The organism is Streptomyces sannanensis (assembly GCF_039536205.1).
Taxonomy (GTDB): Bacteria; Actinomycetota; Actinomycetes; order Streptomycetales; family Streptomycetaceae; genus Streptomyces; species Streptomyces sannanensis.
In genome coordinates, this window is record NZ_BAAAYL010000001.1 from 1407063 (window position 1) to 1434060 (window position 26998).

18 protein-coding genes, 2 rRNA genes and 4 pseudogenes are annotated in these 26998 nt (G+C 68.9%); 7 read left to right on the forward strand and 17 right to left on the reverse strand.

The window, feature by feature from the left end; all coding sequences use genetic code 11:
* Positions 1-141: 141 nt before the first annotated feature.
* Together ABD858_RS06465 and pyrG are read right to left on the reverse strand one after the other, a co-directional pair.
* Complete coding sequence (locus ABD858_RS06465; protein ID WP_345035160.1) at positions 142-768, reverse strand: NUDIX domain-containing protein; 627 nt, start codon at positions 766-768, stop codon at positions 142-144.
* Between the two features lie 80 nt (positions 769-848).
* Positions 849-2498, reverse strand: a complete 1650-nt coding sequence (pyrG, locus tag ABD858_RS06470) for a CTP synthase (protein WP_345035162.1) — start codon at positions 2496-2498, stop codon at positions 849-851.
* Between the two features lie 357 nt (positions 2499-2855).
* On the opposite strand from pyrG, the gene ABD858_RS06475 reads away from it, so the two are divergent.
* Complete coding sequence (locus tag ABD858_RS06475) at positions 2856-4658, forward strand: glycoside hydrolase family 15 protein (protein ID WP_425586163.1); 1803 nt, start codon at positions 2856-2858, stop codon at positions 4656-4658.
* 325 nt (positions 4659-4983) lie between these two features.
* Positions 4984-5820: pseudogene (locus ABD858_RS06480) on the forward strand (IS1380 family transposase); the annotation flags it as partial.
* On the opposite strand, the pseudogene ABD858_RS06485 reads toward ABD858_RS06480, so the two are convergent.
* Together ABD858_RS06485 and ABD858_RS06490 are read right to left on the reverse strand one after the other, a co-directional pair.
* A pseudogene (locus ABD858_RS06485) lies at positions 5791-6582 on the reverse strand (reverse transcriptase/maturase family protein); the annotation flags it as partial. The pseudogenes ABD858_RS06480 and ABD858_RS06485 sit on opposite strands and share 30 nt — an antisense overlap.
* Before the next feature lie 291 nt (positions 6583-6873).
* Positions 6874-7311 carry a transposase gene (locus ABD858_RS06490; protein ID WP_345035163.1) on the reverse strand — a complete coding sequence of 146 codons (438 nt, stop codon included), beginning with the start codon at positions 7309-7311 and terminating at the stop codon, positions 6874-6876.
* 283 nt (positions 7312-7594) lie between these two features.
* Between ABD858_RS06490 and ABD858_RS06495 the strand changes: the two genes are divergently transcribed.
* Positions 7595-7783, forward strand: coding sequence for a hypothetical protein (locus tag ABD858_RS06495; RefSeq protein ID WP_345035164.1), 189 nt, complete (start codon positions 7595-7597; stop codon positions 7781-7783).
* Positions 7777-8616, forward strand: a complete 840-nt coding sequence (locus ABD858_RS06500; protein ID WP_345035165.1) for a hypothetical protein — start codon at positions 7777-7779, stop codon at positions 8614-8616. The genes ABD858_RS06495 and ABD858_RS06500 overlap by 7 nt, the downstream gene beginning before the upstream one ends.
* Positions 8617-8685: 69 nt before the next feature.
* On the opposite strand, the gene ABD858_RS06505 is transcribed toward ABD858_RS06500, so the two are convergent.
* Both ABD858_RS06505 and ABD858_RS06510 read right to left on the reverse strand, forming a co-directional pair.
* Positions 8686-9126, reverse strand: a complete 441-nt coding sequence (locus tag ABD858_RS06505) for a hypothetical protein (RefSeq protein ID WP_345035167.1) — start codon at positions 9124-9126, stop codon at positions 8686-8688.
* A gap of 95 nt (positions 9127-9221) precedes the next feature.
* Positions 9222-11387, reverse strand: a pseudogene (locus ABD858_RS06510) (RHS repeat-associated core domain-containing protein); the annotation flags it as partial.
* A 245-nt stretch (positions 11388-11632) separates the two neighbouring features.
* Between ABD858_RS06510 and ABD858_RS06515 the strand changes: the two are divergent.
* Positions 11633-13261, forward strand: coding sequence for a PucR family transcriptional regulator (locus ABD858_RS06515; protein WP_345035168.1), 1629 nt, complete (start codon positions 11633-11635; stop codon positions 13259-13261).
* 34 nt (positions 13262-13295) lie between these two features.
* Here ABD858_RS06515 and ABD858_RS06520 read toward each other — a convergent pair whose 3' ends face one another.
* The 5 genes from ABD858_RS06520 to ABD858_RS06540 all read right to left on the reverse strand — a co-directional run bounded on the left by ABD858_RS06520 (position 13296) and on the right by ABD858_RS06540 (position 18642).
* Complete coding sequence (locus ABD858_RS06520; RefSeq protein WP_345035170.1) at positions 13296-14540, reverse strand: glycosyltransferase family 4 protein; 1245 nt, start codon at positions 14538-14540, stop codon at positions 13296-13298.
* A gap of 164 nt (positions 14541-14704) precedes the next feature.
* Complete coding sequence (gene recN / locus ABD858_RS06525; protein WP_345035172.1) at positions 14705-16447, reverse strand: DNA repair protein RecN; 1743 nt, start codon at positions 16445-16447, stop codon at positions 14705-14707.
* A gap of 215 nt (positions 16448-16662) precedes the next feature.
* Positions 16663-17574 carry an NAD kinase gene (locus ABD858_RS06530; protein WP_345035173.1) on the reverse strand — a complete coding sequence of 304 codons (912 nt, stop codon included), beginning with the start codon at positions 17572-17574 and terminating at the stop codon, positions 16663-16665.
* Positions 17571-18386 (reverse strand): TlyA family RNA methyltransferase, encoded by an 816-nt coding sequence (locus ABD858_RS06535; protein WP_345035175.1) that lies wholly within the window; start codon positions 18384-18386, stop codon positions 17571-17573. The genes ABD858_RS06530 and ABD858_RS06535 overlap by 4 nt, the downstream gene beginning before the upstream one ends.
* Positions 18387-18393: 7 nt before the next feature.
* Positions 18394-18642, reverse strand: a complete 249-nt coding sequence (locus ABD858_RS06540) for a hypothetical protein (protein WP_345035176.1) — start codon at positions 18640-18642, stop codon at positions 18394-18396.
* 42 nt (positions 18643-18684) lie between these two features.
* Here ABD858_RS06540 and ABD858_RS06545 point away from each other — a divergent pair, with 42 nt between their 5' ends.
* Positions 18685-19032: an SCP2 sterol-binding domain-containing protein gene (locus ABD858_RS06545; protein WP_345044313.1), complete on the forward strand. Its 348-nt coding sequence runs from the start codon at positions 18685-18687 to the stop codon at positions 19030-19032.
* 10 nt (positions 19033-19042) lie between these two features.
* Here ABD858_RS06545 and ABD858_RS06550 read toward each other — a convergent pair whose 3' ends face one another.
* Positions 19043-20071: an HAD-IIA family hydrolase gene (locus tag ABD858_RS06550; RefSeq protein ID WP_345035178.1), complete on the reverse strand. Its 1029-nt coding sequence runs from the start codon at positions 20069-20071 to the stop codon at positions 19043-19045.
* Positions 20072-20153: 82 nt separating this feature from the next.
* Here ABD858_RS06550 and ABD858_RS06555 point away from each other — a divergent pair, with 82 nt between their 5' ends.
* Positions 20154-21431, forward strand: a complete 1278-nt coding sequence (locus tag ABD858_RS06555) for a DUF1015 family protein (RefSeq protein WP_345035179.1) — start codon at positions 20154-20156, stop codon at positions 21429-21431.
* Between the two features lie 97 nt (positions 21432-21528).
* On the opposite strand, the gene ABD858_RS06560 is transcribed toward ABD858_RS06555, so the two are convergent.
* From ABD858_RS06560 to ABD858_RS06580, 5 genes and pseudogenes are all read right to left on the reverse strand, one after another.
* Positions 21529-22344: a tetratricopeptide repeat protein gene (locus ABD858_RS06560; RefSeq protein ID WP_345044315.1), complete on the reverse strand. Its 816-nt coding sequence runs from the start codon at positions 22342-22344 to the stop codon at positions 21529-21531.
* The gene (locus tag ABD858_RS06565) at positions 22236-22823 is read right to left on the reverse strand and encodes a hypothetical protein (RefSeq protein WP_345045082.1); all 588 of its coding nucleotides are present in this window, start codon (positions 22821-22823) and stop codon (positions 22236-22238) included. The genes ABD858_RS06560 and ABD858_RS06565 overlap by 109 nt, the downstream gene beginning before the upstream one ends.
* A pseudogene (locus ABD858_RS36730) lies at positions 22744-23544 on the reverse strand (hypothetical protein); the annotation flags it as partial. The pseudogene ABD858_RS36730 and the gene ABD858_RS06565, both read right to left, overlap by 80 nt.
* Positions 23545-23649: 105 nt before the next feature.
* Positions 23650-23766, reverse strand: a 5S ribosomal RNA gene (gene rrf / locus ABD858_RS06575).
* Between the two features lie 104 nt (positions 23767-23870).
* Positions 23871-26991, reverse strand: a 23S ribosomal RNA gene (locus ABD858_RS06580).
* Positions 26992-26998: the final 7 nt, after the last annotated feature.

Here is a 26998-nt window from a genome sequence, read left to right on the forward strand (position 1 = left end):
CCGCCGTCGGGGCGTACGAGCCGAGCCCGCCGGGGCTCCGTACGGGCGCGATCCGAGCGTAGTTCACACAGAGCGACGACTCCGGCAACGCGCGGCGGACAAATCCCCCAATCGGATCAGGCGATGGTCCGACCGGTAGGGCTAGGCGTCGAAGGGGCGGGCCGGCCACGGCGCCTCGGCCGGGCGCAGTGCGTCGACGCCCTCGCCGGCGAGCGCGGCGGTCAGTGAAAGGACGCCCACGACCAGGCAGTTGTTGTGCAGCTCGCCGGCGAGCACGCCGCGCACCAGCTCCTCCAGCGGCACCCGGGCCAGCTCCATGTCGGCCTCCTCCTCGGAAACCTCGAAGCGCTCGCCCTCGGCCTCCGACAGATCGCGGGCGAGGAAGATCCGTACGGCCTCGTCGCAGCCGCCGGGCGTGGTGTAGACGTCGGTCAGCACGCGCCAGTCCGAGGCCTTGATGTGCGCCTCCTCGTACAGCTCGCGCTGCGCGGCGGTCAGCGGGTTCTCGCCGGGTACGTCGAGCAGGCCGGCCGGGATCTCCCAGAGCTTGTGGCGCACGGGGTGGCGGTACTGGCGCAGGACCACGACGCGGTTCGCGTCGTCGAGGGCGAGGACTGCCACCGAGCCGGGGTGGACCTGGTAGTCACGGCGGACCACGCTGCCGTCGGGCATCACCACGTCGTCGGTGCGGACGCTGGTCTTCTTGCCCTGGAAGGGTGTCGCGGTCGAGGTGACCTGCCACTCCTCGGGCGTGTCCTTGATGGCCATCAAAGCGTCCTTCCTGAAATACGGAAACCGGGGCGCGGCCCCCGAAGGCGCCGCACCCCGGCCAACCGTATCGTCCGTCGTCAGTTGCTCGTCCTGCGCTCGACGGCCGCCTTCACCAGGCCGGCGAAAAGCGGGTGCGGGCGGGTCGGGCGGGACTTCAGCTCGGGGTGCGCCTGGGTGGCGACCAGGTAGGGGTGCACGTCGCGCGGGTACTCGACGAACTCCACGAGCTTGTTGTCGGGGGAGGTGCCGGAGAAGACGATGCCGGCCTTCTTCTCGAGCTCCGCGCGGTAGGCGTTGTTCACCTCGTAGCGGTGGCGGTGGCGCTCCTCGACGTAGGGCTGGTCGCCGTAGACCTCGCGGACGATGGAGCCCTCGGCGAGCTTCGCCGGGTAGAGGCCGAGGCGCATGGTGCCGCCCAGGTCGCCGGCGCCCTCGACGTAGGCCAGCTGCTCCTCCATCGTGGACACCACCGGGTGGGTGGTCCCCGGCTCGAACTCGGTGGAGTTGGCCCCGGAGATCTCGGCCAGGTTGCGGGCGGCCTCGATCACGATGCACTGCAGGCCGAGGCAGAGGCCCAGCAGCGGGATCTTGTTCTCGCGGGCGTACTGGATCGCGCCGACCTTGCCGCTGACGCCGCGGTCGCCGAAGCCGCCCGGGATGCAGATCGCGTCGACGTCGCCGAGCTGCTTGGCGGCGCCGGACTGGGTCTTGCAGTCGTCGGAGGTGACCCACTTGACCTTGACGCGGGCCTTGTTGGCGAATCCGCCGGCGCGCAGCGCCTCGGTCACCGACAGATAGGCGTCGGGCAGGTCGATGTACTTGCCGACCAGCGCGACGGTGACCTCGTGGTCGGGGTTGTGGACGCGGTCCAGCAGATCGTCCCAGGTCGACCAGTCGACATCACGGAACGGCAGGTCCAGCTTGCGCACGACGTACGCGTCCAGGCCCTCGGTGTGCAGCACCTTCGGGATGTCGTAGATCGACTTGGCGTCGATGGCGGCGACCACCGCGGCCTCGTCGACGTCGCACATCAGCGAGATCTTGCGCTTGATGGAGGTCGGCACCTCGCGGTCGGCGCGCAGCACGATCGCGTCGGGCTGGATACCGATGTTGCGCAGCGCGGCCACCGAGTGCTGGGTCGGCTTGGTCTTCAACTCGCCGGACGGGCCGATGTACGGCAGCAGCGAGATGTGCACGACGAAGACGTTGTCGCGGCCGACCTCGTGGCGGACCTGGCGGACGGTCTCCAGGAACGGCAGCGACTCGATGTCACCGACCGTGCCGCCGACCTCGGTGATGACGACATCGACGTCGTCGGTGGCCATGCGCCGGATGCGGTGCTTGATCTCGTTGGTGATGTGCGGGATGACCTGGACGGTGTCGCCCAGGTACTCGCCGCGCCGCTCCTTGGCGATCACCGTGGAGTACACCTGGCCGGTGGTGACGTTCGCCGAGCCGTCGAGGTCCACGTCGAGGAAGCGCTCGTAGTGGCCGATGTCCAGGTCGGTCTCGGCGCCGTCGTTGGTGACGAACACCTCACCGTGCTGGAACGGGTTCATCGTGCCCGGGTCGACGTTCAGGTACGGGTCGAGCTTCTGCATGGTGACCCGCAGGCCCCGCGCCTTGAGCAGCGCACCCAGGCTGGAGGCCGTCAGGCCCTTACCGAGGGAGGACGCGACACCCCCGGTGACGAAGATGTGCTTGGTCGTCGTGGATTTGGGCGGCATGGCCAAGAGGGGGCTCCCGTGGTCGCGAGGTGGTCGTGCGTACCGGCGTCCGGTCCGGAGATCCTGGATCTCCGGGGGTGCCGTCGCTGCGTTCCGGGGTTCAGTGCCCACCGGTCCACGGGCTACCAGGGTATCAGCGACGACGGGGGACCGCTTCCGGCCACGCTTCGGACAGCGTTCACCTGCCGCTCACCCGTTCGGCGTCACCATGTTGCCCAGGAGCATCACCCGGATCGCCGGGGTGCGTCGTATCCTGCATCGGACACACGCTGCGAGCCGGCAAGAGCTCGTCAAAGAATCCCCTGACCGCACAGCGCCCCCGACGGGCGTACGTGGCCGTTCGACTGGAGATTGCACGTGGCCGGGCGCATCGAGGACTACGCACTCATCGGAGACATGCAGACCGCCGCCCTGGTCTGCCGGGACGGCTCGGTCGACTGGCTGTGCCTGCCCCGTTTCGACTCCCACGCCATTTTCGCCGGGCTGCTCGGCACCGAGGAGCACGGCTTCTGGCGGCTCGGCCCGGCACATGCCGTACGCGCCGAGCCCCCGCGCGCCGACCGGCGCCGTTACCGCGGCGACTCCCTGATCCTGGAATCGGAGTGGGACACCCCGCGCGGCACGGTCCGGGTGATCGACTTCATGCCGCCGCGTGACGGCGCCCCGCAGCTGATCCGGATCGTCGAGGGCGTCAGCGGCCGGGTGCCGATGCACTCCGCGCTGCGGATGCGGTTCAGCTACGGGCGCGTGGTGCCCTGGGTGCACAAACGGGACAACCGCACGGTCGGCGTGGCAGGGCCCGACTCGGTCTGGCTGGACACCGAGACCGAGACCCACGGCGAGGACCTCACCACCTACTCCGACTTCGTCGTCGCTCCGGGCGACCGGGTCACCTTCGCCGTCAGCTGGCAGCCCTCGCACCAGGAGCCGCCGGCGGTCCCCGAGCCCGAGGCGTCGCTGGAGGCCACCGAGGAGTTCTGGCGCGACTGGGTCGAGCACTGCACGTACCACGGCCCCTACCGGGAGGCCGTGGTCCGCTCGCTGATCACGCTCAAGGCCCTCACCTACGCCCCGACCGGTGGCATCGTCGCCGCGCCGACCACCTCCCTGCCCGAGGAGATCGGCGGCGTGCGCAACTGGGACTACCGCTACACCTGGCTGCGCGACGCCGCCATCACACTGACGTCGCTGCTGCGCACCGGTTACCGCGAAGAGGCCCGCGCCTGGCGCGAATGGCTGCTGCGCGCGGTCGCCGGCGATCCGGAGAACCTCCAGATCATGTACGGCATCGCGGGCGAGCGTGAGCTCGGCGAGGCCGAACTCGACTGGCTGCCCGGCTATGAGAACTCCGCCCCGGTCCGGGTCGGCAACGGCGCGGCCCACCAGTTGCAGCTCGACGTCTACGGCGAGGTCACCGAGGCCCTGTACCTGGCCCATATGACGGGCCTGGCGCGCAGCGACTACGCCTCGCTGCTCCAGCTGAGGCTGATCGCCTACCTCGAGGACCACTGGCACCAGCCGGACGAGGGCATCTGGGAGGTCCGCGGCCCCCGCCGCCACTTCGTGCACTCCAAGGTGATGGCCTGGGTCGCCGTGGACCGCACCATCCGCCTGATCGAGTCCGGCGAGGCGGACGGACCGCTGGAGCGCTGGCGCCGGCTGCGCGACGACATCCACCGCGATGTCTGCGAGAAGGGCTACGACAAGGACCGCAACACCTTCACGCAGTCCTACGGCTCGCAGGAGCTGGACGCCTCGCTGCTGCTGATCCCGCAGGTCGGCTTCCTGCCGCCGGACGACAAGCGGGTCATCGGCACCATCGAGGCGATCCAGCGCGAGCTGTCCACCCCCGACGGCTTCGTGCTCCGTTATCCGACCGCGGGCGAGGAGGCGGGCGTCGACGGCCTGGAGGGCGACGAGGGAGCCTTCCTCGCCTGCTCCTTCTGGCTCGCGGACGACCTGGCGATGATCGGCCGCGTGGACGAAGCCCGCCACCTCTTCGAGAGGCTGCTGTCGCTCCGCAACGACCTGGGCCTGCTCGCCGAGGAATGGGATCCCCGGCTGCAGCGCCAGGTCGGCAACTTCCCGCAGGCGTTCAGCCACGTGCCCCTGATCGACACGGCACTGCGGCTGACCGCCTCCGGCGCGTACGGCGGCTAATGCTGTGACTGGAAAGGTTTGCCGGGAAGCTCGCGGCGTCCGGTGCGGTGCATCGCAAGGCGGAGGATCGCAGCTCGTACTTGGCCGTACTCGCGCGATGCGACAACGGTGGGGGTACCTCCCGTGCCCGAAGGGCTACGGGGGAGACGTGCCGTGCCGGACGCCGCAAGCCGGTGAACCTTTCCGGTCACAGCACTAGCTAGCCTCGCGCTTTCACGAGGTGGACTGTCCGAGGCTTGATCAAAAACGCGAGAAGTGCTCCTGACCTGCAACGATAGGGCTTGTCGAGAGTCCTGTTGGCTGCGGGGAAAGAAGCACTTCTCAGGTGAAAAAGCATATCGGGTCCTACCCGCGTGTCCGTGTCGAGGGTGGCGGTCGTGGGGTGGTCTCCCAGGCCGGCGCCGTCCTGTTGGTGGAGACGGTCCGCAAGACCGGCCTGGACACGGCGATATCGGCGGCGCTCGCGCCGTGGCGCAAGGTGCGGGCCGTGCACGATCCGGGCAAGATTCTGCTGGACGTGGCGCTCGCGGTGGCGCTGGGCGGGGACTGCCTGGCTGATGTGGGCATGCTGCGGGCCGAGCCGAGTGTGTTCGGGCCCGTGGCCTCCGATCCCACCGTCTCCCGCCTGATCGGCACCCTTGCCGCGGGCGGGAAACGGGCCCTGGCCGCGATCCGAACCGCGCGAGCCGAAGTGCGCCAGCGCGTATGGCGGTTGGCCGGTGACGCCGCGCCGGACGCGGGCGGCCAGGTGATCGTGGACCTGGACGGGGTGCTGGTCATCGCGCACTCCGACAAGCAGGACGCCGCTGCGACCTGGAAGAAGACCTTCGGGCATCACCCGCTGATGGGGTTCGTCGACCATGGTCCGGGCGGGTCCGGCGAGCCGGTGGTGGGGCTGCTGCGGCCCGGAAACGCGGGCAGCAACACCGCCGCCGACCACATCGAGGCCGCGAAGCTTGCCCTGGCTCAGCTGCCGAAACAGTACCGGCGCGGGCGGCGCACGCTGATCCGCGCGGATTCCGGCGGCGGCACGCACGAGTTCGTCGCCTGGCTCGCCCAGCGCGGGCGGTGGCTGTCGTATTCGGTCGGCATGACCATCACCGATGCCATCCACCACGCGGTTCTACAGGTCCCGGCCACCGCGTGGACGCCGGCTGTCGAGCCGATGGTACTCGGGATGATGCCGCCGTTTTCTGCCGCGGTTGTATTCCGGCAGCAGCTTCTGCTCAATGAACTGATCGAGCCTGTCGAGATAGATGTTGGAGAGGACGGGCGATGCCACACCGCCTTGGGGAGCCCCACTCAGCGTGGCGTTCCACCGCCAGTCTTCCAAGTATCCGGCCCTGAGCATGGCCCGGATCAGCCGCAGGAACCGGCCATCGTGGATCTTCTCCCCGAGGATCGTGAGCATGACCTCGTGGTCCAGGCTGCCGAAGCAGTCGGAGATATCTCCCTCGATGAACCAGCGCGTTCCGGTCCAGTACTTCACCACGTCCTGCAACGCGGTGTGACAGCCCCTCTTGGGGCGGAACCCGTGAGAGCGGTCAGAGAATTGGACGTCGTAGTACGCCTCCAATAACAGACGTACGACCTCGGCGACCAGTTTGTCCGACCACGTCGGCAGGCCAAGCGGGCGCCTCGTCTTCGCACCGCCTTTCTTGTCGATATAGACCCGCTTGACGGGCACCCATCGATACGACTCCGACCGCAGTGTGCCGATAATCGTGTCAACCTTCGCCCGTGACATGCCGTCCACGGTCTCCCCGGTGACCCCAGGCGTCATCGCACCGGAATTCCGGTAGATCCGCCCGTAGGCCATCAGAAAGAGCTGCGGATTGAACAGTTGCCGGTAGATCCTTTCCAACGGCAGGCTTCGCCTGCCGCGTTCCCGGATGACATCCAGCACCGTTTCGGCGCTCTGCATTGCGCATACCTCCCCTTACCGGACGTCGAGTTCACCTGTGCCCCTTCGCCCTCATTCCGGCTTTCCCGGACTTCACGGCCGGTCGTAACTCCGGCGACTACTATGGGCACTCCGTCGCCGTAGGGCTCGCGCCCCGTAGGCGATCCCGTGGTACGTCTTCGTTGTACGTATCGAGCACGACGTAGGCCGCCCACTCATCTCCTTGACCGCCCTCACTGGGCGACGCCCCTCTCCTTGGAGGTTGCCGTCCGAACCCGTTCTTCAGAGCCCGGCAAGGAAAGGGCACCGGTTTCAGGTATCGTTCCGGTGAGTTTCTATTTTTGCCGCTGGAGATTGGGCTTCAAGCAATCCAGCCTTGGCCATATCGCGCGGGTCTTGCGGAGCTCCGCCCTGGATACCTCCAGACGGCCACCGCTTTCCTGACATGCTATTGTCCCCTTCGGCTTTCGCCTCCAGGTAAATCAGGCGACCCAGAAACATTCCTCCAAGTTCCTCCCGAGTGAGTCGGGAATACAACGAAGCGCCGCACGGCGCACAGAACGCATAGACGCGGTCCCAGGGCGGGAAGTCCGCAGGCATGGACCGCCACTTGATGCCGTTGTCGACGAGGTAGCGGACCGCGTCGAGCATCTGGCGGTGGCAGTACCCCTCGGGCCGTCCGCCCCGGCTCTCCATCCACGCCGGCGTCGGGAACGCCTGCCGGACCACCGCCCACTCCGCATCGCTCATGTCCGAGCGGTAGCGGGGCTCCCGGCCCGGATGATCAGCCGCATTCCCGAACCTGTGGGCGAGACAGTCACACCCCGGGGTGGCCGAACTGGACTCCGCGGCCGTGACCACGTACAACTGCGACACAGGGCCTCCTGCTCGCTCTGGCTTCGACAACCGCGAGCTACCAGGAGGCCCTCTCTTCATGCCCGTACGGCCGCCAACTCACCCAATCCAGGACGCCGTTCGATCAATAGCGACCGCCTGATCGAAAGGACAACGGCTTCTGACCGATCTGGCTCGGATGGGCTGGGAGTTGCACGCGATCGCGGCCTTCGCCGGCCACCGCAACACCGATTCCACGCTCCAGTACATCCACCTGTCCGGCCGGGACCTGGCCGACAAGCTGGCCCGCGGCATGGAGCACATCCACGCCTGGCGAATACAGATGCTCACCTCCGCGGACGGCAGGACGGCGGAGGTGTCATGGTGACCGCACCACTGCCGGCCGTCGCCGCCGAGGACGGGGCCGGACGCTGGGCTTGGCCGATCTCCCCGCCCCTCGACAACGCCGCGGTGGCGGTGCGACCTGCCGAGGCCAGGGCCGTGGCCGACCTGGGCGTGCGCAATCTGCGGCGACTGCAGTACCACGACCCGTCCGCGCCGGGCTGGCGCGTGATCGCGCGGCTGCTGGTTCCGCTGGAGGCGGTCAACGCCGCGCTGGACTCCCCGCCCACCCCGCATCGCCGAAGGGCCATGCTCAACGTGGTCGCGGTGCTGCTGACACGGTGCGCGGAGACCGGCAGGACCTTCTGGGGCTGGAGCGAGGAGGAATGGTTTCACCTGCTCGGCCGCACTCAGGCCGAGTTCCGCCGGCACGCGCCCGCCTGGGCAGGCGACGAGGTCCGCCCCTATCTCGCGGCGCACGCCTACCTGCTCGGTGGCTTCAACGAGTTCCACCGGCTCGGCAGCTTCCAGCGGCTCACCCTGGCCTGGCGGATCTTTGGACGCGACCGCGTCAACGGCGAGGTCGCACGACTTCGCTCGGTCCTGAGCACCTGGGCCTACCAGCTCGGCCGGGACGAGGACACCCTGCTGCCGATGCTGGCCTGCCAACTGTTCCTACTCAACCGCAGCCCGCATCTTGAGGATCTGGACACCGCACTGTTCGACCAGGTCCGCCGCGACGGACTGCTGGAAGGCAGCCGGCTGAACACCCTGCACGCGATGCAGCGGGCGGTCGCCGAGCTCGGATTCTGTGATCCTCCGCGTCCCGGCACCGGCCGTCACTCGACCCGGGCCAGGGGCAGTGCGCCGATCTGGTGAGGCGAGGCGACATGAGGGGAAGGCGGCGCCGGTCAGTCACCGACAGCGCCTTCGCGTGCAGGGGACGCCTCAGCTGGCGACTCGCCCGTCCACCAGCCAACGCCAGGTTCCGCCGTGGCAGGAGAGGGTCGTTCCACCGTCCCGCACGTGGAGGACGTCGCCTCTCTCGTCCCAGGTCATCCGCAGCATGTCATCCCGGGAGTCTCCCCGAATCGCCCGCTTCCACAGCGGGTCATCGGGGGCTCCGGGGGTGTTGAGGTCAATGGACACCACTCCCTCCATCGACAGCACCACGGGTCCCAGCGGGCGGTAGGGCTCTGTTTCAGACTCTGAGTACGCGCCGGAGAACGCCAACGTCACCCGCAGGGTTCCCTCCGTGGCCAGCACGGACATCCGATAGCCCTCGGACTCGATGTCCAACTCTCCGATGCCTTCGATCAGCCAGCCCGAGACCTCTCTCCCCGACGGGCCTGGCTCGTCGTCCAGAAGGGGGGTACAGCCATGCCACATGGCGCAACCTTTCGTATAAAAGCCCTTGGGGGTGTGGGACGGACAGGTCTGCCCCACACCCCCAAGGGTCATATCAGATCACTGCTGGACGGCGCTCAGAGGGAGCGCCAGGCGCGGTAGATGTGTCGGAGACCAGGCCGGTATGCCCACTTTCCGTATCTCTTGCCGCCCCGGTAGTACTGCACGTGGGGGAAGCCCATGTTCTTGTTGCGGTAACGCAGACGCCGCCACGCCGCTCCTAGTCCCTTGCCCTTGGGACGGGCGCCCCACTTGTTGTAGTGGGGCTTCTTGCCGCGGATGTCGACCCGGTAGCCGCGCTTGGTCTGGATGCTGTTCTTGACCGAACGCTTCGCGAGGAGCTTCGCTCCGCCGCGGATCGCCATGCTGCGCAGGAACCCGCCGCCGGAGACCATCGACACGACGCCGGCAACACGACGTGTGGTCTTGCCCGGACACCACTTGGAGCAGGCCCATGCCACCGCGCTGACCGCGAGCCATGCCCATCGGCCGTCGAGGTCGTAGCAGTTCAGGGGCTGCCCGTAGCAGTAGTCGTACGCGTTGGCATTGCCACCGTATGCGGGGTCGGTCGAGAGGAAACGACCCGAGGTGGGGTTGTAAAGGCGTACGCCCATCAGGGTGAGGCCCGTCAGGGTCTCCGCGGACCGCTGCTTGCCACCGAGCCAGCCGTAGCGTGCCTCGGGCTGTCCCGTCCGGGGCTTGCCGTACTCGTCCGACTCCAGGGCGACGGGTGCCTTGGAGAGGTCCAGCGGCAGCTGGAGAGCCACATCGCTGTGGAGGGTGGTGAACTGGAGAACGACGTCGCCGGTCTTGCTGGTGGTGGCGCCGAGGTCGCCCGATGCCGAATCCACGTTGCGGGTCAGGGCTCCGCTGGCGGTGTCCTCCACGATCCAGCGCGGGTTGTCGCCGTCACCGTCGTAGTGGTTGACCTTGGACGCGGTCTGGGTCCAGGTGGATCCGCTGCCGGTCTCGGTCTTGAAGGAGCGGAAGCGTAGGGCGGCATCCAGCTGCCAGGTCTGCCGCTCGGTGCCCGCGGTCTGCTGGTGGACCAGGTCGTTGGTGTAGTAGCCGATCGTGCCGTTGCCCGGCGCCGTCGTGGTCCGGCCGAACGCGTCGTAGACGTATCCGGCGTCGACCAGGCGGTCGGCACTGTCGTAGGTGTGAGTGGTAGTGGTGCCTCCCGTTGTGGGGCAGTCCGCGCCCGAGGTTCCGGTCGCCGTGGTCAGTGACGTGCGGTTGGTACGGGCATCGAAGCCGTAGGTGCGGCTGGAGCAGATGGTGTCGGCGGTGTCTTCGACCGTGCGCAGACGGCCCGTCGCGTCGTACCGGTACTGCTGGTTGGACCAGCCGCTGTGGCTGGTGTTCTGCGAGTGAATGGACTGCGTGATGGAGTCCGAGTACACCAGCGCGCCGTCGCTGTCGCGGGTGTAGGTGCGCTCGACGGCAGCGCCTGACGTGTCCTCGCGCTGCCTGAGGGTGTAGCCGCCGGGCAGCTGCTCGGAGCTGACCGAGCCGTCGGCGTCGTACGTGGCCTGGAAGGTACCGGCGACGGAGTCGGTGGTCTTCGTGGCCAGACCGCGCGGCTCGGCAGCGTGGTCATACGTGTACGTGACGGTCGACGGGGCGTTGTCGGTGACCTTGACCGGCCGGTCGAGCAGGTCGTACTCGGTGGTCGTGACACCGCCGTCGGCGTCGGTGTACGAGATCTGGCGGCCGAGCTTGTCGTACGCCTTGGTGATCGTGCCACCGGTCGCCGAGGTGGTCTTGGCCACCTCGCCGCTGGCCGGGTCGTACTCAGTGGTCGTCTCCGGGACTGCCTGTCCGAGGCCACCGGTGACCGAGGACTTCGTCTGGCGCCCAGCGCCGTCGAAGGTCAGCGTCGTGGTGCGAGTGGTGGTGCCGGAAGTCTCGATGACCTTGGCCTGGTGGCCCCACCAGTCGTACTCGTTGGTGGTGGTGGGCAGGGTGGCCGGGTTGGAGCCGCCACCGGTGATCGCCCCGGCGGGGCCGGTGGTGCACACCGCGTCCGCCCACTCGGGGCGGCCCTGGCAGGTGCCGGTGCCGGTCGCGGACCAGTACGTGGTGACCCGGGCCGCCGCGTCGGTGCCGGTGGAACCCGGCGGGATCTCCTTGGTGACCCGTCCCTGCGCGTCGTACTCGGTCCTGGTGGTCAGTGCCAGACCGGCGGGGTCCTGAATGGACTTGACCGGCAGGCCCTTGGCCCAGTCGTACTCGGTCATGGAGCGCTGCTACGAGGCCCTTCGGCCGCCTTGCGATCGCACGCACCGGACGCCGCTCCTTGACGGGCAAACGTCGCCGGTCGCGCCACCAGGCAGCCTTCGGGGCCCGGGTGATGCACGCCACAGCCGGCACGCGGTCGCACAATCGCCTTGCTGGAGCGATCAGTTGTCATGCCGAACGGGCCGTTGATCTTGCTTGTGGCCGCCCGGTGATTTCCCGAAAACCTGCGCACAGGTAGCGTCAACGGATGGAAACTCAAGGCGGGATCACCGTGCAGCGGGCGCTGGAGCTGCCGGGCCTCCGCAGCGGACTCCCGGAAGTCGTCGCCGGCGCGGACCGGCTGCACCGTACGGTCCGCTGGGTGCACGCCGGCGAGGTGCCCAACATCGCTTCCCTGCTCAAGGGCGGCGAACTGCTGCTGACCACGGGACTCGGGCTCGGCACCAGGCCCGCCGAACAGCGCGCCTTCGTCCGCAGGCTCGCCGACCGCGGCATCGCCGCCCTGGTGGTCGAGCTGGGCCCGCGCTTCGGCAGGCTGCCCGCGACGATCGTGGAGGCGGCACGGACCGCCGGGCTGCCGCTGGTGCAGCTGCACCGCGAGGTGCCGTTCGTGGCCGTCACCGAGGAGATCCACACCGAGATCGTCAACGGCCACTACGCGCTGCTGCGCCGCGCCGAGGACGTGCACCGACGCTGCACCGAGGCGCTGCTGGGCGGCGGCGGGGTGTCGCAGGTGCTGCGCATCCTCGCCGACTTCGCCGGCAATCCCGTCTTCCTCGAGACCCCGGACGGACAGCTGCTGTACGCGGCGGGCCCCGGCAGCGGCGACGAGTACGCCGATCCGCTCCAGGTGTGGGAGGGCCTGCGCGGCCAGCGGGAGGCACGGCAGGCGGGCCCGCCCGCCGGCACCGTCCTGGTGGACGTCCCGGGCGGCGGCCCCGGCACGGGCTCGGTGCGGGCCCGTCTCGTCCTCCTCCCCGTCTCCGCCCCGCTGCTGCAGGTGCACCGCATGGCGGCGGAGCGCGCGGCCGGCATCCTCGCGGTCGTCCTGATGCAGGCCCGGCAGGAGGAGGAGCTGGCCGCCCGGGGCCGCGGCGACTTCCTCACCGACCTCGCGGAGGGCCGTATCTCCGCCGAGGACGCGCCCGCCCAGGCCAAGGTGCTGGGCTTCAAGCCGGGCGACGGGCCACTGCTGCCGGTCGTGATGCGGCTGGCCTCCGAGCTGGCCCCGTCGGGCAGCTGGGCGGTCCTGGCCAGGGCCGTACTGGAGGAGTTGTCCTCGGTGGGCGTGCCGGTGCTGCTGGGCGTGCGCCCGGTCGAGGGCCGGGTGCCGCTGCTGCTGGGGCTGCGCTCCGAATCCGAACGCACGGCGGTGGCCGACCGGGTCGCGGCAGCGCTGCGCGCGGGCGTGGAACGCGCCGGGCTGGAACGGGCGGGTACGCATCCGCCCGTCATAGTGGTCGGCGTCGCGGGCGGCTGGGCAGCCGCTTCCGCGGGCCTCCGGCACGCCTCGGAGACGGCGACGGCGGCACAGGGGCTGCCCGACCGGCCCTGGTACGACGCGCGGCGGCTCGACATCGACCTGCTGCTGTGGCGACTGCGGGACCATCCGGACCTGGCGGCGTTCGTGGAGCGCGCGATCGGTCCGCTGCGGAACCACGACCGCACGTCCCGGCCGCCGCTGCTCCCCACACTGGAGACGTATCTGGCCCACGCGGGCCGCAAGGCGGAGACGGCACGCGAGCTGCACCTCAACCGCCAGACGCTCTACAACCGCCTGGCCCGCATCTCCGAACTGCTGGGCACGGACCTGGACGACCCCCAGACGGTCCTGGCCCTCAGCCTGGCCCTGCGAGCCCGCCGCCACACGCCCTGACGCACGGACGCTCCGGCCCGTCGTGCGGAGTGCGTCAGCGCCGACCCGGACGCGCAGTCAACTCGTCATAGATGCTAAGCACTTGCGCGACCATGTCGTCCTCCGTCGGCCAGGTCGCAGCCTGGGCGCGCCCCGCCTCCGCGAGTTCACGACAGCGCTCCGGGGAGGCGAGCAGGCGGGTGACGGCCTCCGCCAGCGCCTCCGCGTCGCCGTACGGGACGAGCTCGGCCGCGTCACCCACCAGCTCCGGCACACCGCCGACCGCCGTCGCCACCAGCGGTACGCCCAGCCGCAGCGCCTCCTGCGCGAGCAGCGAGCGGGCCTCCCAGCGGCTCGACAGCACCGCGATGTCGGCGACGGCGAGCAGTTCCGTGACGTCGTCGCAGCGACCGAGCAGCCGGACCGGCAGCGCCTCCGCCTCGATCCGGCGCCGCAGCGCCCCCCGCTCGGGCCCCTCCCCCGCGATGACGACCAGCGGCTCCGGTTCGAGTTCGCGCCACAGCCGGGCCGCGTCCAGCAGCGTCCCGTACCCGCGGTGCGGCACCAGGCTGCCCACTGTCATCAGCAACGGCCGTTCGACCGCGCCCAGTTCGGCGCGTGCCTTGCCCTCCTGGCCTCCCGCCGGCGCAAGCGGCGCGGGAACGGCGGCCGACGCCAGCCGCGCGTCGCGCGCGCCACGGCGACGGGCCCGGTCCACCAGGTCGGAGGATGTGCCGAGTACGACGGCGGCCGCCCGGGCGACGCGCCGCTCCAGCAGCCGCGTCAGCTGCCCGCGGGCGCCCTCCGCGAAGCCGGGAGTGTCCCCTGCTCGTGGAGGTCCCCCCTGCTCGTGGAGGTCCCCCCTGCTCGCGGAGGTCCCCCCTGCTCGAGCAAAGCCGAGAGCCTGGGGGAGAAGCCGAGAGCCTGGTGGAGAAGCCGAGAGCCTGAGGGAAGAGCCGAGAGCCTGGTGGAGGGTGTGCCAGGTGACGACCAGCGGCACACCGGTCCCGCTCAGCGCCAATGCGGTCCGTACGCCTGCGTGCAGCCCGTGCGCGTGCACCACGTCCGCGCCGACGCAGACGGCCCGCAACGCACCGACCGCCGCCGGATCGCTGCGCCGCGGTACGACGGCGAAGCGCGCCCCGGCACCGGTGTAGTCATAGGCGCGATCCAGCTCGGCGGGGGCACACACGGTCACGTTCACGCCTCTCGCCACGAGCCCCGAGACCAGCGACCTGACATGCGCGCTACTCCCCGCGCTGCCGCCGCCCAGCACTTGGACCGTACGCAGCTGTGACACTGAACAGGCTCCCGGAGCTACCGAGTCGGCGGTGTGATGCTGCCAAGGATGCCAGTACGCAAGGACGCTCCGACGGCCTCGGCCGATTCCCCCCAAGTCCCGTACGCGGACGCCACACAGGGGACCACCCACACGGGTGAACACCCACGCGTGGTGAACCTCGGCTAACCGTCGGTGCGGGCCGCGGCGAGCAGCTCCTCCGCATGGGCACGGGCCGTTTCGGAATCCTCCTGGCCCGCGAGCATACGTGAGAGCTCCCGCACCCGGTCCTCGCCCTCGAGCACCTTCACACCGGACCGCGTAACCGAGCCGTCGTTCGTCTTCTCGACGAGCAGCTGGCGGTCGGCGAAGGCTGCGACCTGCGGAAGGTGGGTCACGACGACCACCTGCGCGGACTTGGCGAGCCGTGCCAGACGACGGCCGACCTCGACGGCCGCCTTGCCGCCGACACCCGCGTCGACCTCGTCGAAGAGGTACGTCGGCACAGGGTCGGAACCCGCGAAGACGACCTCGACGGCGAGCATCACCCGGGACAGCTCACCGCCGGACGCGCCCTTGGCGATGGGCCGCGGCGGGGCACCGGGATGCGGGGCGAGCAGCAGCTCGACCTCGTCGGCGCCCATGGGGCCGTATGCGACGGGGCGGCCGCCGACCTCGATGCCGTCCGGGTCCTCGGTCTGGCGGATGTCGATGGACACGCGCGCGTGCGGCATGGCCAGCGAGGCCAGTTCGGCGGTGACCGCGTCGGCGAAGCGGGTCGCCGCCTCGGTACGGGCATCGGTCAGCGCCTGGGCAAGGCCGGAGATTTCGGCCCGCAGGGCGTCGCGCTCCTGCGTCAGCTCACCGATCCGGTCGTCGTCGCCGTCGAGTTCGGTCAGCCGCGCCGCGCTCTGCTCGGCCCAGGCCAGCACGGCCGTGATGTCGTCGCCGTACTTGCGGGTCAGCTGGGTGAGCGCGGACCGGCGTTCCTCCACGGCGGCCAGCCGCCGCGGGTCGGCGTCGAGGCCGTCGGCGTAGGAGGCGAGTTCCCCGGACACGTCGGAGAGCAGGATGGTGAGCTCGCCGAGCCGGTCGGCCAGTGCGGCCAGCGCCGGGTCGTGGGAGCGTACGGCCTCCAGCGCCCGGTGCGCGCCCGCGACGAGCATCCCGGCGTCGACGCCCTCCGGGTCCTCGGGGTTGCCGGCCAGCGCGCCGCGCGCGAGGGAGGCCGCGGAGGCCAGCGCCTCCGCGTGGCCCAGCCGCTCGGCCTCGGCGGTGAGCTCGGTGTCCTCGCCGGCCCGCGGTTCGACGCCGGCGATCTCGTCGAGCCCGAAGCGCAGCAGGTCGGCCTCCTGGGCCCGCTCACGCGCCCGGGTGGTCAGCTCGTCCAGCTCGGCGGACGCGTCCCGGAGCCTCCGGTACGCGGCTGCGTACTTCGTGTACGGCACGGCGACGGCGTCGCCCGCGTAGCGGTCCAGCGCCTGCCGCTGCCGGGCGGGCTTCAGCAGCCCCTGCTGGTCGGTCTGGCCGTGTACGGCGACCAGGTCGTCGGCCAGCTCGGCGAGCAGCCCGACGGGCACCGAGCGCCCGCCCAGATGCGCCCGGGAGCGCCCCTCGGCCGAGATGGTGCGGCTGACGAGCAGCGCGCCGTCGTCGAGCTCGGCGCCGGCCTCCTCGGCCCGTACCGCGGCGGCAGCGTCCGCGGACACGCTGATCCGTCCCTCGACGACCGCGGACGCGGCGCCGAAACGCACCAGCGCGGGGTCGGCTCGCCCGCCGAGCAGCAGCCCCAGGCTGGTGACGACCATGGTCTTGCCCGCGCCGGTCTCGCCGGTCACCGCGGTGAAGCCGGGCGACAGCTCGACGACGGCGTCGTCGATGACCCCGAGTGACCGTATCCGCATCTCCTCCAACACGGAAAAGACCATACGAGGTCCGGGGCCCGGTGTGCGACGGACCCCGCCCCCGGGTCACCCTCCCGGGGCCGACGGTGTCCCGGCGCGCTCCCCCCTGGAGCCGCGGCCTGCCCGGGGATGCGCCGGTCCGCGGCCGAACGGCGGATACGGTCACCGGCGCAGGTCCGCTGTGGCGAGCAGCACACCTTCCGGATCGCGGCCCGGCCGCCCCGCGGACGCCCCGACCGTCAGTTCGGCGCCCCGCGCCAGCCCGACACCGGCAGCGCGAACTTGGCGACCAGCCGGTCCGTGAACGACGCGTGGTGCAGCCGCGCCAGCCGCACCGGAACAGCCCCCCGTCGCACCTCCACCCGGGCTGCGGGCGGCAGCTCGACGGCCCGGCGGCCGTCGCACCACAGCACCCCGTGCGGGGTGTGTGCCTGCACCTCCACCGCGAGCACCGACGTCGGCGAGGTCACCAGCGGCTTGGCGAACAGCGCGTGCGCGCTGATCGGGACCATCAGCAGGGCCTCCACCTCGGGCCAGACCACCGGGCCGCCGGAGGAGAAGGCATAGGCGGTCGAACCGGTGGGGGTGGCGCAGACGATGCCGTCACAGCCGAAGCCGGTGACCGGGCGGCCGTCGATCTCCAGGATGACTTCCAGCATCCGCTCGGGCGAGACCTTCTGCACGGCGGCCTCGTTGAGCGCCCAGTCGGTGTGCACGACATCGCCGTTGCTGCGCACCGAGACGTCGATGGTCATGCGTTCCTCGACCTCGTACGCCCGGGTGACGACCCGGTCGACCACCTTGTCGAGGTCGTCCCGCTCGGCCTCCGCCAGGAAGCCCACCCGCCCCAGGTTGACGCCCAGCATCGGCACCCCGGAGGCGCGCGCGAACTCGGCACCGCGCAGCAGGGTGCCGTCCCCGCCCAGGACGATCAGCAGTTCGCAGCCGTCGAGCGCGGCCGGGGTCGCCTCGGCGACCAGTTCGACGGACGGCGGCAGCGGCAGATCGGACGCCTCCGCGGCCAGTACGCGTACGCCGAGGCCGCACCGCTGCAACCCCTGGACGACGAGTTCGGCGCTGCGCACGGCCGCCCGGCGGCCGGTGTGCGCGAGCAGGAAAACGGTGCGTGTCGCTGCTGTCGTGTTTGTCAACGCGGCCCCTCCGCCACTGCACGGTCAACATCCGCAGGATCGAGCTCGGGCGCCCCGGCCCGGAGCCACAGAAAGTACTCGACATTCCCGGACGGGCCCGGCAGCGGACTGGCGGTGACGCCCAGTACCCCGAGGCCGAGTTCCCCCGCCTGCCGCGCCACGGTCCGTACCGCCTCGGCGCGCAGCTCCGGGCTGCGGACGACGCCGCCGCTGCCGAGGCGTTCCTTGCCCACCTCGAACTGCGGCTTGACCATCAGCACCAGGTCGGCATCGGACGCCGCACAGCGCGCCAGGGCGGGCAGCACCAGGCCGAGGGGGATGAAGGACAGATCGCCGACGATCAGGTCGACCGGCTTGCCGTCGATCAGCTCCAGCGTCAACTCGCGTACGTTCGTACGGTCCTTGACGGTGACCCGGTCGTCGCTCTGCAGGGACCAGGCGAGCTGCCCGTAGCCGACGTCCACGGCGACGACATGCCCGGCCCCGGAGCGCAGCAGTACGTCCGTGAAACCGCCGGTGGACGCACCGGCGTCCAATGCCCGGCGCCCCTCGACCTTCAGACCCAGCGGCACGAACGCCGCAAGGGCTCCGGCCAGCTTGTGGCCGCCGCGCGAGACGTACTCGGGGTCGCTGTCGTCCTTGACGACGACGATCGCGGCAGCGGTCTCGACCTGGGTGGCGGGCTTGGTCGCAACGGTCCTGCCGACGGTCACCCGCCCCGCGGCGATCAGCTGGCTCGCGTGCTCGCGCGAGCGCGCCAGCTTGCGACGCACCAGCTCGGCGTCGAGACGGCGGCGTGCCACTCCTGCCACGTTCGGTTCATCTCCTGTTGTTGTGCGAAAGCGTTGGTACGGGGCGTGCGTCGAGCGCGGTGAGCGTGTCCCGCAGTCCCCGGTGTACATCCTCGTACACCTCGATGTGTCCGTCCGTCGTGAGACGGTCGGCGTCACCCAGCCGCTCGATCCACGTGTCCACCTCGGCATGGCCGGTCGGCGTGCGCTCCACCCCGATGGGCAGCGGAGAATCGGCGGTGTGCTCCGCCCCGGAGGCCGGCATCGAGTCGCTCATACCATGACGCTACCCCGAAGCACTGGGGTACGGTCGATCATGATGGCGACAACGGAGGAGTGCCGCACCGCACTCGACACACTTTCGGACAATCTCGCGCGCACCGATGGCGACGTGCGCCGTGCCGCTGCCCTGGACCGCTCGCTGAGCTGCCACATCACGGACCTCGGCATCACCTTCACCGGACGTCTCGCCGACGGCCGGATCGAGGTGCTGGACACCCGTCAGGGGCCTCCGGGCGAGAAGGCACAGATCCGGCTGGCGATGGCCGGCGACGATCTGGTGGCGATGGTCGGCGGGCGGCTGAACTTCGCCAGGGCCTGGGCCTCGGGCCGGGTCCGGCTGGAGGCCGGCGTACGCGACCTGCTGCGGCTCAGAGCACTGCTGTGACGCCCTCCCCCTACAGCCCCAGCCGCGCCAGCGCCTTGCCCGGGTCCAGGGCACACATACCGTCCCCCGCGTACGTCCAGGCCGCCGCACAGAGCGCCCGAAGCCCGTCCAGGGCCTCGCCCTCGCCGTCCAGCACCAGCGCCTCGCCCCGTACCGCCGCCGTCCAGCCGCCGCACCCGAAGCCCTCGCCGGCCACGGTCACTTCGGGCTGACCGGTGAGCAGCCCCCGCAGATCGGCGTCCACATAGGTCGGCCGGTGCCGGGGCTCGGCCGCCAGCAGGAGCGCCGCACCGGTCACCCCGGTCAGCACGAGCAGTGAGTCCACACCGCCGTTGAAGGCGCCCTCGATGTCCGTGTCCAGCCGGTCCCCGACCACGAGGGGCCGCTTCGCGCCCGTACGCAGGATCGTCTCCCGGTGCATCGGCGGCAGCGGCTTGCCCGCGACCCGGGGCTCGGCACCCGTCGCGATCCGGACGACCTCGACCGCCGCACCGTTCCCCGGTCCGATCCCCCGGGCGCCCGGTATGGTCAGGTCGGTGTTGGACGCGTACCACGGCACACCCCGCCCGATCGCGTAACTGGCCTCCGCGAACCGTCCCCAGGGCAGCTCGGGGCCGCCATACCCCTGCACCACCGCCGCCGGATCGTCGTCCGCGGACTCCACCGGCTCCAGGCCCCGCTCGCGCAGCGCGACCCGCAGCCCGTCCCCGCCGATCACCAGCACCCGCGACCCGGCCGGAACCTGCTCGGCGATCAGCCGGGCCACCGCCTGCGCCGAGGTGATCACGTCACCGGCCTCGGCCGGCACCCCGAGCTCGGTGAGATGCTCGGCCACCGCCTCCGGCGTACGCAGCGCGTTGTTCGTCACGTACGCGAGATGCATACCGCACTCGCGGGCCGCCCCGAGCGCCTCCACGGCACGCGGGATCGCGGACCCGCCCGCGTACACCACCCCGTCCAGATCCAGCAGAGCCGTGTCGTAGGCCTCGCACAGCGTCTGCGCGCTGCCGCTCGGTGCGGTCCTGCTCCGCTGAACCATCAGTCTTCCGCTCCCTCAGATACTTCGATCAATGTCCTCGTCCGATCATCGCTCATCGCCTCGGGGCACATACCATGCAGCAATGAGCACAACTGGGCGTGCGGATCTCGGGCTGCGACTCATCCCCTTCCGCGGACTGCGCTACGACCCCGAGCGGGTCGGCAGCATCGCAGCCGTAACCTCTCCCCCGTACGACGTCGTGGTACGGCCCGACGGACTGCATCACCTGGAGTCCGCGGACCCCCACAACATCGTCCGGCTCATTCTCCCGCAGGCCGCAGCACCGGCCTCGGGCCACCACCAAGCCGCCGAAACACTCCGGCGCTGGCTGGCCGAGGGCATCCTGACGCCCGACCCCGAGCCCGCGCTGTACGTGTACGAGCAGCGCCGCGGCGACATGCTGCAACGCGGACTCATCGGGGCACTGGCCCTCTCCGCCCCCTCCGAGGGCATCGTGCTCCCTCACGAGGACGTCATGCCGCACGTCATAGAGGATCGCGCCGCCCTGATGCGGGAGACCGCCGCACATCTGGAACCGCTGCTCCTCAGCTATCGCGGAAACGGCAACGCCACGGGCGCCACGGCGGTCATCGAACGCACCATCCTGCGTCCCCCGCTGCTGTCCACCACGACCGAGGACGGCTACTGCCACCGCCTGTGGTCCATCACCGACCGTGCGGAGCTCGCCGAGATCGACGCCGACCTCTCCCGCCACCAGGCCCTCATCGCCGACGGCCACCACCGTTGGGCGACCTACCTCCGGCTCCGCTCCGAGCAGGCCGAACCCGGACCGTGGGACTTCGGCCTGGTCCTGCTGATCGACACCGGCCGCTATCCCCTCCAGGTCCGCGCGATTCACCGCCTGCTGCACCGGCTGCCCGTCGCCACGGCCCTGGCCGCCGTCGGTGACACGTTCCGGGTCCGTACGCTCGATGGGCCGCTCCCCGAGGCCCTGGCGGCGCTCGAGGCGGCCGCCGCGATCGGCAACGCCTTCCTGCTCGCCGGCGACGGACGCTTCCACCTGCTCGACCGGCCGGACGAGGACCTGCTGGCGCGTACCGTCCCCGGCGACCGCCCGCCGGCCTGGCGCGCGCTGGACGCCACCGTCCTCCACGCCGCACTGCTGGAGCACATCTGGCAGATCCCCGACGCGCCCGAGGACATCGCGTACATACACGACACCCACGCCGCCGTCCAGCAGGCCGAACGTCACGGCGGCACGGCGGTGCTGATGCACCCGGTACACGAGGACGTCGTACGGGAACTGGCCCGGCAGGGCGTCACCATGCCCCGCAAGTCCACGTCCTTCGGCCCCAAACCGGCCACCGGGCTGGTGCTGCGGAGCCTCGCCCTCGGCTGAGGCCGCCCACGGCCCACCGGCACAAGGGCGAACGGACGGGCGAAACGAGGAGGGCGGCATCCCGGTCATCGGGATGCCGCCCTCTCCATGTGTCAGATCAGCCCTTGTCGGCCTCGCGGGCCTCCGCGGCCTCTGAGGCCTCGTCCGGCTCGGCCGATTCGTGCTGCCCGGCCGTATCACCGGCTTCGGCAGGAGCCTCCTGGCCGGCCTGCTCGTTCGGGTCGTCCAGGTCCTCGTCGAGCGCGTCGACGAACTCCACACCGTCCAGCTCGGCGAGCCGGTCCGAGGCGTCGGTCGAGCCGTCCTTGTCCGCCTCGAGCGCCTTCGCGAACCACTCGCGCGCCTCGGTCTCACGGCCCGCGGCCAGCAGCGCGTCGGCGTACGCGTAGCGCAGACGGGCGGTCCACGGCTGGACCGAGCTCGACGCCAGCTCCGGGCTCTGCAGCGTCACGATGGCGGCATCCAGCTGCCCCATGTCCCGCCGAGCCCCGGCCGCAACAAGCCGCATCTCGACCTGGCCGGCCTTGTCGAGCTTCTGCACCTCCGGCTCACCGGCCATCGCCAGCGCACGCTCCGGACGGCCCATGCCACGCTCGCAGTCGGCCATGACAGGCCACAGCTCGACCGACCCGGTCATCCGACGGGCGGCCCGGAACTCGGCCAGAGCCTCGCTGTACCGCTGCGTCGCATACGCCGCGAAGCCGGCCGCCTCACGGACAGCGGCCACGCGCGAGGCGAGCCGCAGGGCCACCTTGGAGTAGCCGTACGCCTGCTCGGCCTCCTCGTCGATGAGACGGGCGACCATCACCAGGTTCCTGGCGACGTCCTCGGCAAGCCCCTTGGGCAGGCTCTGGAGCTCCTGCCGTACGTCCTTGTCGATCTCCTCGCCGGTGACGTCGTCGGGAATCGGCAGCCGCTTGATCGGCTCACGGTCCCGGCCGCGCTCGCGGTCCTCGCGGCGGAAGCCGCCACGGTCGTCGCGACGATCGTCACGGCCCCGGAACCCACCGGGCCGGCCACGGCCCTCGTCACGCCTCGGCCCACGCGGCCGGTCGTCGCGGCGGGGGGCGCGCTCGTCACGCCGGTCGTCGCGGCGGAAGCCACCACGCTCGTCATCACGACGCGGCGCGCGGTCGTCACGACGCTCGTAACCCCGGTCGTCACGACGCCCATAACCACCGCGGTCATCACGGCGGAAACCGCCACGATCGTCACGCCGCTCGTCACGGCGGAAACCACCACGCTCGTCTTCACGACGGGGGGCACGGTCATCACGACGCTCATCGCGACGGAACCCACCACGGTCGTCACGACGCTCATCACGGCGGAAGCCAGCACGATCGTCGCGGCGCTCATCACGGCGGAAGCCAGCACGATCGTCGCGGCGCTCATGACCCCGCTCGTCGCGGCGGAAACCACCACGCTCGTCATCACGACGCGGCGCACGGTCATCACGACGCTCGTAACCCCGGTCGTCACGACGCCCATAACCACCGCGGTCATCACGGCGGAAACCGCCACGATCGTCACGCCGCTCGTCACGGCGGAAACCACCACGCTCGTCATCACGACGGGGGGCACGGTCATCACGACGCTCATCGCGACGGAACCCACCACGGTCGTCACGACGCTCATCACGGCGGAAGCCAGCACGATCGTCGCGGCGCTCATGACCCCGCTCGTCGCGGCGGAAACCACCACGCTCGTCATCACGACGCGGCGCACGGTCATCACGACGCTCGTAACCCCGGTCGTCACGACGCCCATAACCACCGCGGTCATCACGGCGGAAACCGCCACGATCATCCCGCCGCTCGTCACGGCGGAAACCACCACGCTCGTCATCACGACGCGGCGCACGGTCATCACGACGCTCGTAACCCCGGTCGTCACGACGGCCGTAGCCACCGCGGTCGTCACGGCGGAAGCCGCCACCACCACGGCTGTCATCCCGACGGAAGCCACCACGGTCGTCACGCCGGTCGTCCCGGCGCGGTTCTCCTCGGTAGCCGCCGCGGTCATCACCACCGTCCCGGCGACGCGGCTCGCGCTCCGGACGGTCGTCGGAAGGGTTGGGGGACATCCGTATGGCTCCTGTCTTCTGGTACCACATACATTCTCGCTCAGCCGGCCGACCGACGCGGTGCGAGAAAATCAAGAAAAACAAAAGGACCCTTGGTCCCAGCGTGAACGCTGGGACCAAGGGTCCTGAAAGATTGTTCGGCGGCGTCCTACTCTCCCACAGGGTCCCCCCTGCAGTACCATCGGCGCTGAAAGGCTTAGCTTCCGGGTTCGGAATGTAACCGGGCGTTTCCCTAACGCTATGACCACCGAAACCCTATCGGTTTCGAGCGAACAAGCACACTCTTCAGTTGAATGTTCTACTCAAACCAGCAACTGTTCGTTGCTTCAGAACTAACACAGTGGACGCGAGCAACTGAGGACAAGCCCTCGGCCTATTAGTACCAGTCAGCTCCACCCGTTGCCGGGCTTCCACATCTGGCCTATCAACCCAGTCGTCTACTGGGAGCCTTACCCTCTCAAGGAGGTGGGAATACTCATCTTGAAGCAGGCTTCCCGCTTAGATGCTTTCAGCGGTTATCCCTCCCGAACGTAGCCAACCAGCCATGCCCTTGGCAGGACAACTGGCACACCAGAGGTTCGTCCGTCCCGGTCCTCTCGTACTAGGGACAGCCCTTCTCAATATTCCTACGCGCACAGCGGATAGGGACCGAACTGTCTCACGACGTTCTAAACCCAGCTCGCGTACCGCTTTAATGGGCGAACAGCCCAACCCTTGGGACCGACTCCAGCCCCAGGATGCGACGAGCCGACATCGAGGTGCCAAACCATCCCGTCGATATGGACTCTTGGGGAAGATCAGCCTGTTATCCCCGGGGTACCTTTTATCCGTTGAGCGACGGCGCTTCCACAAGCCACCGCCGGATCACTAGTCCCGACTTTCGTCCCTGCTCGACCCGTCGGTCTCACAGTCAAGCTCCCTTGTGCACTTACACTCAACACCTGATTGCCAACCAGGCTGAGGGAACCTTTGGGCGCCTCCGTTACTCTTTAGGAGGCAACCGCCCCAGTTAAACTACCCATCAGACACTGTCCCTGATCCGGATCACGGACCGAGGTTAGACATCCAGCACGACCAGAGTGGTATTTCAACGGCGACTCCACAACCACTGGCGTGGCTGCTTCAAAGTCTCCCACCTATCCTACACAAGCCGAACCGAACACCAATATCAAACTGTAGTAAAGGTCCCGGGGTCTTTCCGTCCTGCTGCGCGAAACGAGCATCTTTACTCGTAGTGCAATTTCACCGGGCCTATGGTTGAGACAGTCGAGAAGTCGTTACGCCATTCGTGCAGGTCGGAACTTACCCGACAAGGAATTTCGCTACCTTAGGATGGTTATAGTTACCACCGCCGTTTACTGGCGCTTAAGTTCTCAGCTTCGCCCACCCGAAGGTGAGCTAACCGGTCCCCTTAACGTTCCAGCACCGGGCAGGCGTCAGTCCGTATACATCGCCTTACGGCTTCGCACGGACCTGTGTTTTTAGTAAACAGTCGCTTCTCGCTGGTCTCTGCGGCCACCCCCAGCTCAGGAAGCAAGTTCCTTCACCAGGCGTGGCCCCCCTTCTCCCGAAGTTACGGGGGCATTTTGCCGAGTTCCTTAACCATAGTTCACCCGAACGCCTCGGTATTCTCTACCTGACCACCTGAGTCGGTTTAGGGTACGGGCCGCCATGAAACTCGCTAGAGGCTTTTCTCGACAGCATAGGATCATCCACTTCACCACAATCGGCTCGGCATCAGGTCTCAGCCTTGTATGTGTGACGGATTTGCCTACCACACGGCCTACACCCTTACCCCGGGACAACCACCGCCCGGGCTGGACTACCTTCCTGCGTCACCCCATCGCTCACCTACTACCAGTCTGGATCACCGGCTCCACCACTCCCACCTGCGTCAAAGACGAAGGCAGGCGGCTTCACGGGCTTAGCATCGCTGGGTTCAGCGCTGGCGCTTCAAAGCGGGTACCGGAATATCAACCGGTTGTCCATCGACTACGCCTGTCGGCCTCGCCTTAGGTCCCGACTTACCCTGGGCAGATCAGCTTGACCCAGGAACCCTTAGTCAATCGGCGCACACGTTTCTCACGTGTGTATCGCTACTCATGCCTGCATTCTCACTCGTGAACCGTCCACAACTCGCTTCCGCGGCTGCTTCACCCGGCACACGACGCTCCCCTACCCATCACAGCACCCGTTGGGGCTTTATGCTGCAATGACACGACTTCGGCGGTACGCTTGAGCCCCGCTACATTGTCGGCGCGGAATCACTTGACCAGTGAGCTATTACGCACTCTTTCAAGGGTGGCTGCTTCTAAGCCAACCTCCTGGTTGTCTCTGCGACTCCACATCCTTTCCCACTTAGCGTACGCTTAGGGGCCTTAGTCGATGCTCTGGGCTGTTTCCCTCTCGACCATGGAGCTTATCCCCCACAGTCTCACTGCCGTGCTCTCACTTACCGGCATTCGGAGTTTGGCTAAGGTCAGTAACCCGGTAGGGCCCATCGCCTATCCAGTGCTCTACCTCCGGCAAGAAACACACGACGCTGCACCTAAATGCATTTCGGGGAGAACCAGCTATCACGGAGTTTGATTGGCCTTTCACCCCTAACCACAGGTCATCCCCCAGGTTTTCAACCCTGGTGGGTTCGGTCCTCCACGAAGTCTTACCTCCGCTTCAACCTGCCCATGGCTAGATCACTCCGCTTCGGGTCTAGAGCGTGCAACTCGATCGCCCTGTTCGGACTCGCTTTCGCTACGGCTTCCCCACACGGGTTAACCTCGCTACACACCGCTAACTCGCAGGCTCATTCTTCAAAAGGCACGCAGTCACGAGACGTACAAGTACGTCCGACGCTCCCACGGCTTGTAGGCACACGGTTTCAGGTACTATTTCACTCCGCTCCCGCGGTACTTTTCACCATTCCCTCACGGTACTATCCGCTATCGGTCACCAGGGAATATTTAGGCTTAACGGGTGGTCCCGCCAGATTCACACGGGATTTCTCGGGCCCCGTGCTACTTGGGTGGTTCTCAAGCGAGCCGTACAGATTTCAGCTACGGGGGTCTTACCCTCTACGCCGGACCTTTCGCATGTCCTTCGCCTATCCATACGGTTTCTGACTCGCCGACCGGCCGGCAGACCGGTCAAGAGAACTCCCACAACCCCGCATGCGCAACCCCTGCCGGGTCTCACACGCATACGGTTTGGCCTCATCCGGTTTCGCTCGCCACTACTCCCGGAATCACGGTTGTTTTCTCTTCCTGCGGGTACTGAGATGTTTCACTTCCCCGCGTTCCCTCCACACTGCCTATGTGTTCAGCAGCGGGTGACAGCCCATGACGACTGCCGGGTTTCCCCATTCGGACACCCCCGGATCAAAGCTCGGTTGACAGCTCCCCGGGGCCTATCGTGGCCTCCCACGTCCTTCATCGGTTCCTGGTGCCAAGGCATCCACCGTGCGCCCTTAAAAACTTGGCCACAGATG

Bases quoted from the DNA above. Each gene is read 5' to 3' on its own strand.
- ABD858_RS06565 (WP_345045082.1), bottom strand. From the start codon at position 22,823: ATGAGCGCCGCGACGATCGTGCTGGCTTCCGCCGTGATGAGCGCCGCG.
- ABD858_RS06540 (WP_345035176.1), bottom strand. From the start codon at position 18,642: ATGAGCGACTCGATGCCGGCCTCCGGGGCGGAGCACACCGCCGATTCT.
- ABD858_RS06465 (WP_345035160.1), bottom strand. From the start codon at position 768: ATGGCCATCAAGGACACGCCCGAGGAGTGGCAGGTCACCTCGACCGCG.
- recN (WP_345035172.1), bottom strand. From the start codon at position 16,447: ATGGTCTTTTCCGTGTTGGAGGAGATGCGGATACGGTCACTCGGGGTC.
- ABD858_RS06490 (WP_345035163.1), bottom strand. From the start codon at position 7,311: ATGAGCGATGCGGAGTGGGCGGTGGTCCGGCAGGCGTTCCCGACGCCG.
- ABD858_RS06505 (WP_345035167.1), bottom strand. From the start codon at position 9,126: ATGTGGCATGGCTGTACCCCCCTTCTGGACGACGAGCCAGGCCCGTCG.
- ABD858_RS06545 (WP_345044313.1), top strand. From the start codon at position 18,685: ATGGCGACAACGGAGGAGTGCCGCACCGCACTCGACACACTTTCGGAC.
- ABD858_RS06495 (WP_345035164.1), top strand. From the start codon at position 7,595: ATGGGCTGGGAGTTGCACGCGATCGCGGCCTTCGCCGGCCACCGCAAC.
- ABD858_RS06550 (WP_345035178.1), bottom strand. From the start codon at position 20,071: ATGGTTCAGCGGAGCAGGACCGCACCGAGCGGCAGCGCGCAGACGCTG.
- ABD858_RS06500 (WP_345035165.1), top strand. From the start codon at position 7,777: ATGGTGACCGCACCACTGCCGGCCGTCGCCGCCGAGGACGGGGCCGGA.
- pyrG (WP_345035162.1), bottom strand. From the start codon at position 2,498: ATGCCGCCCAAATCCACGACGACCAAGCACATCTTCGTCACCGGGGGT.
- ABD858_RS06555 (WP_345035179.1), top strand. From the start codon at position 20,154: ATGAGCACAACTGGGCGTGCGGATCTCGGGCTGCGACTCATCCCCTTC.
- ABD858_RS06515 (WP_345035168.1), top strand. From the start codon at position 11,633: ATGGAAACTCAAGGCGGGATCACCGTGCAGCGGGCGCTGGAGCTGCCG.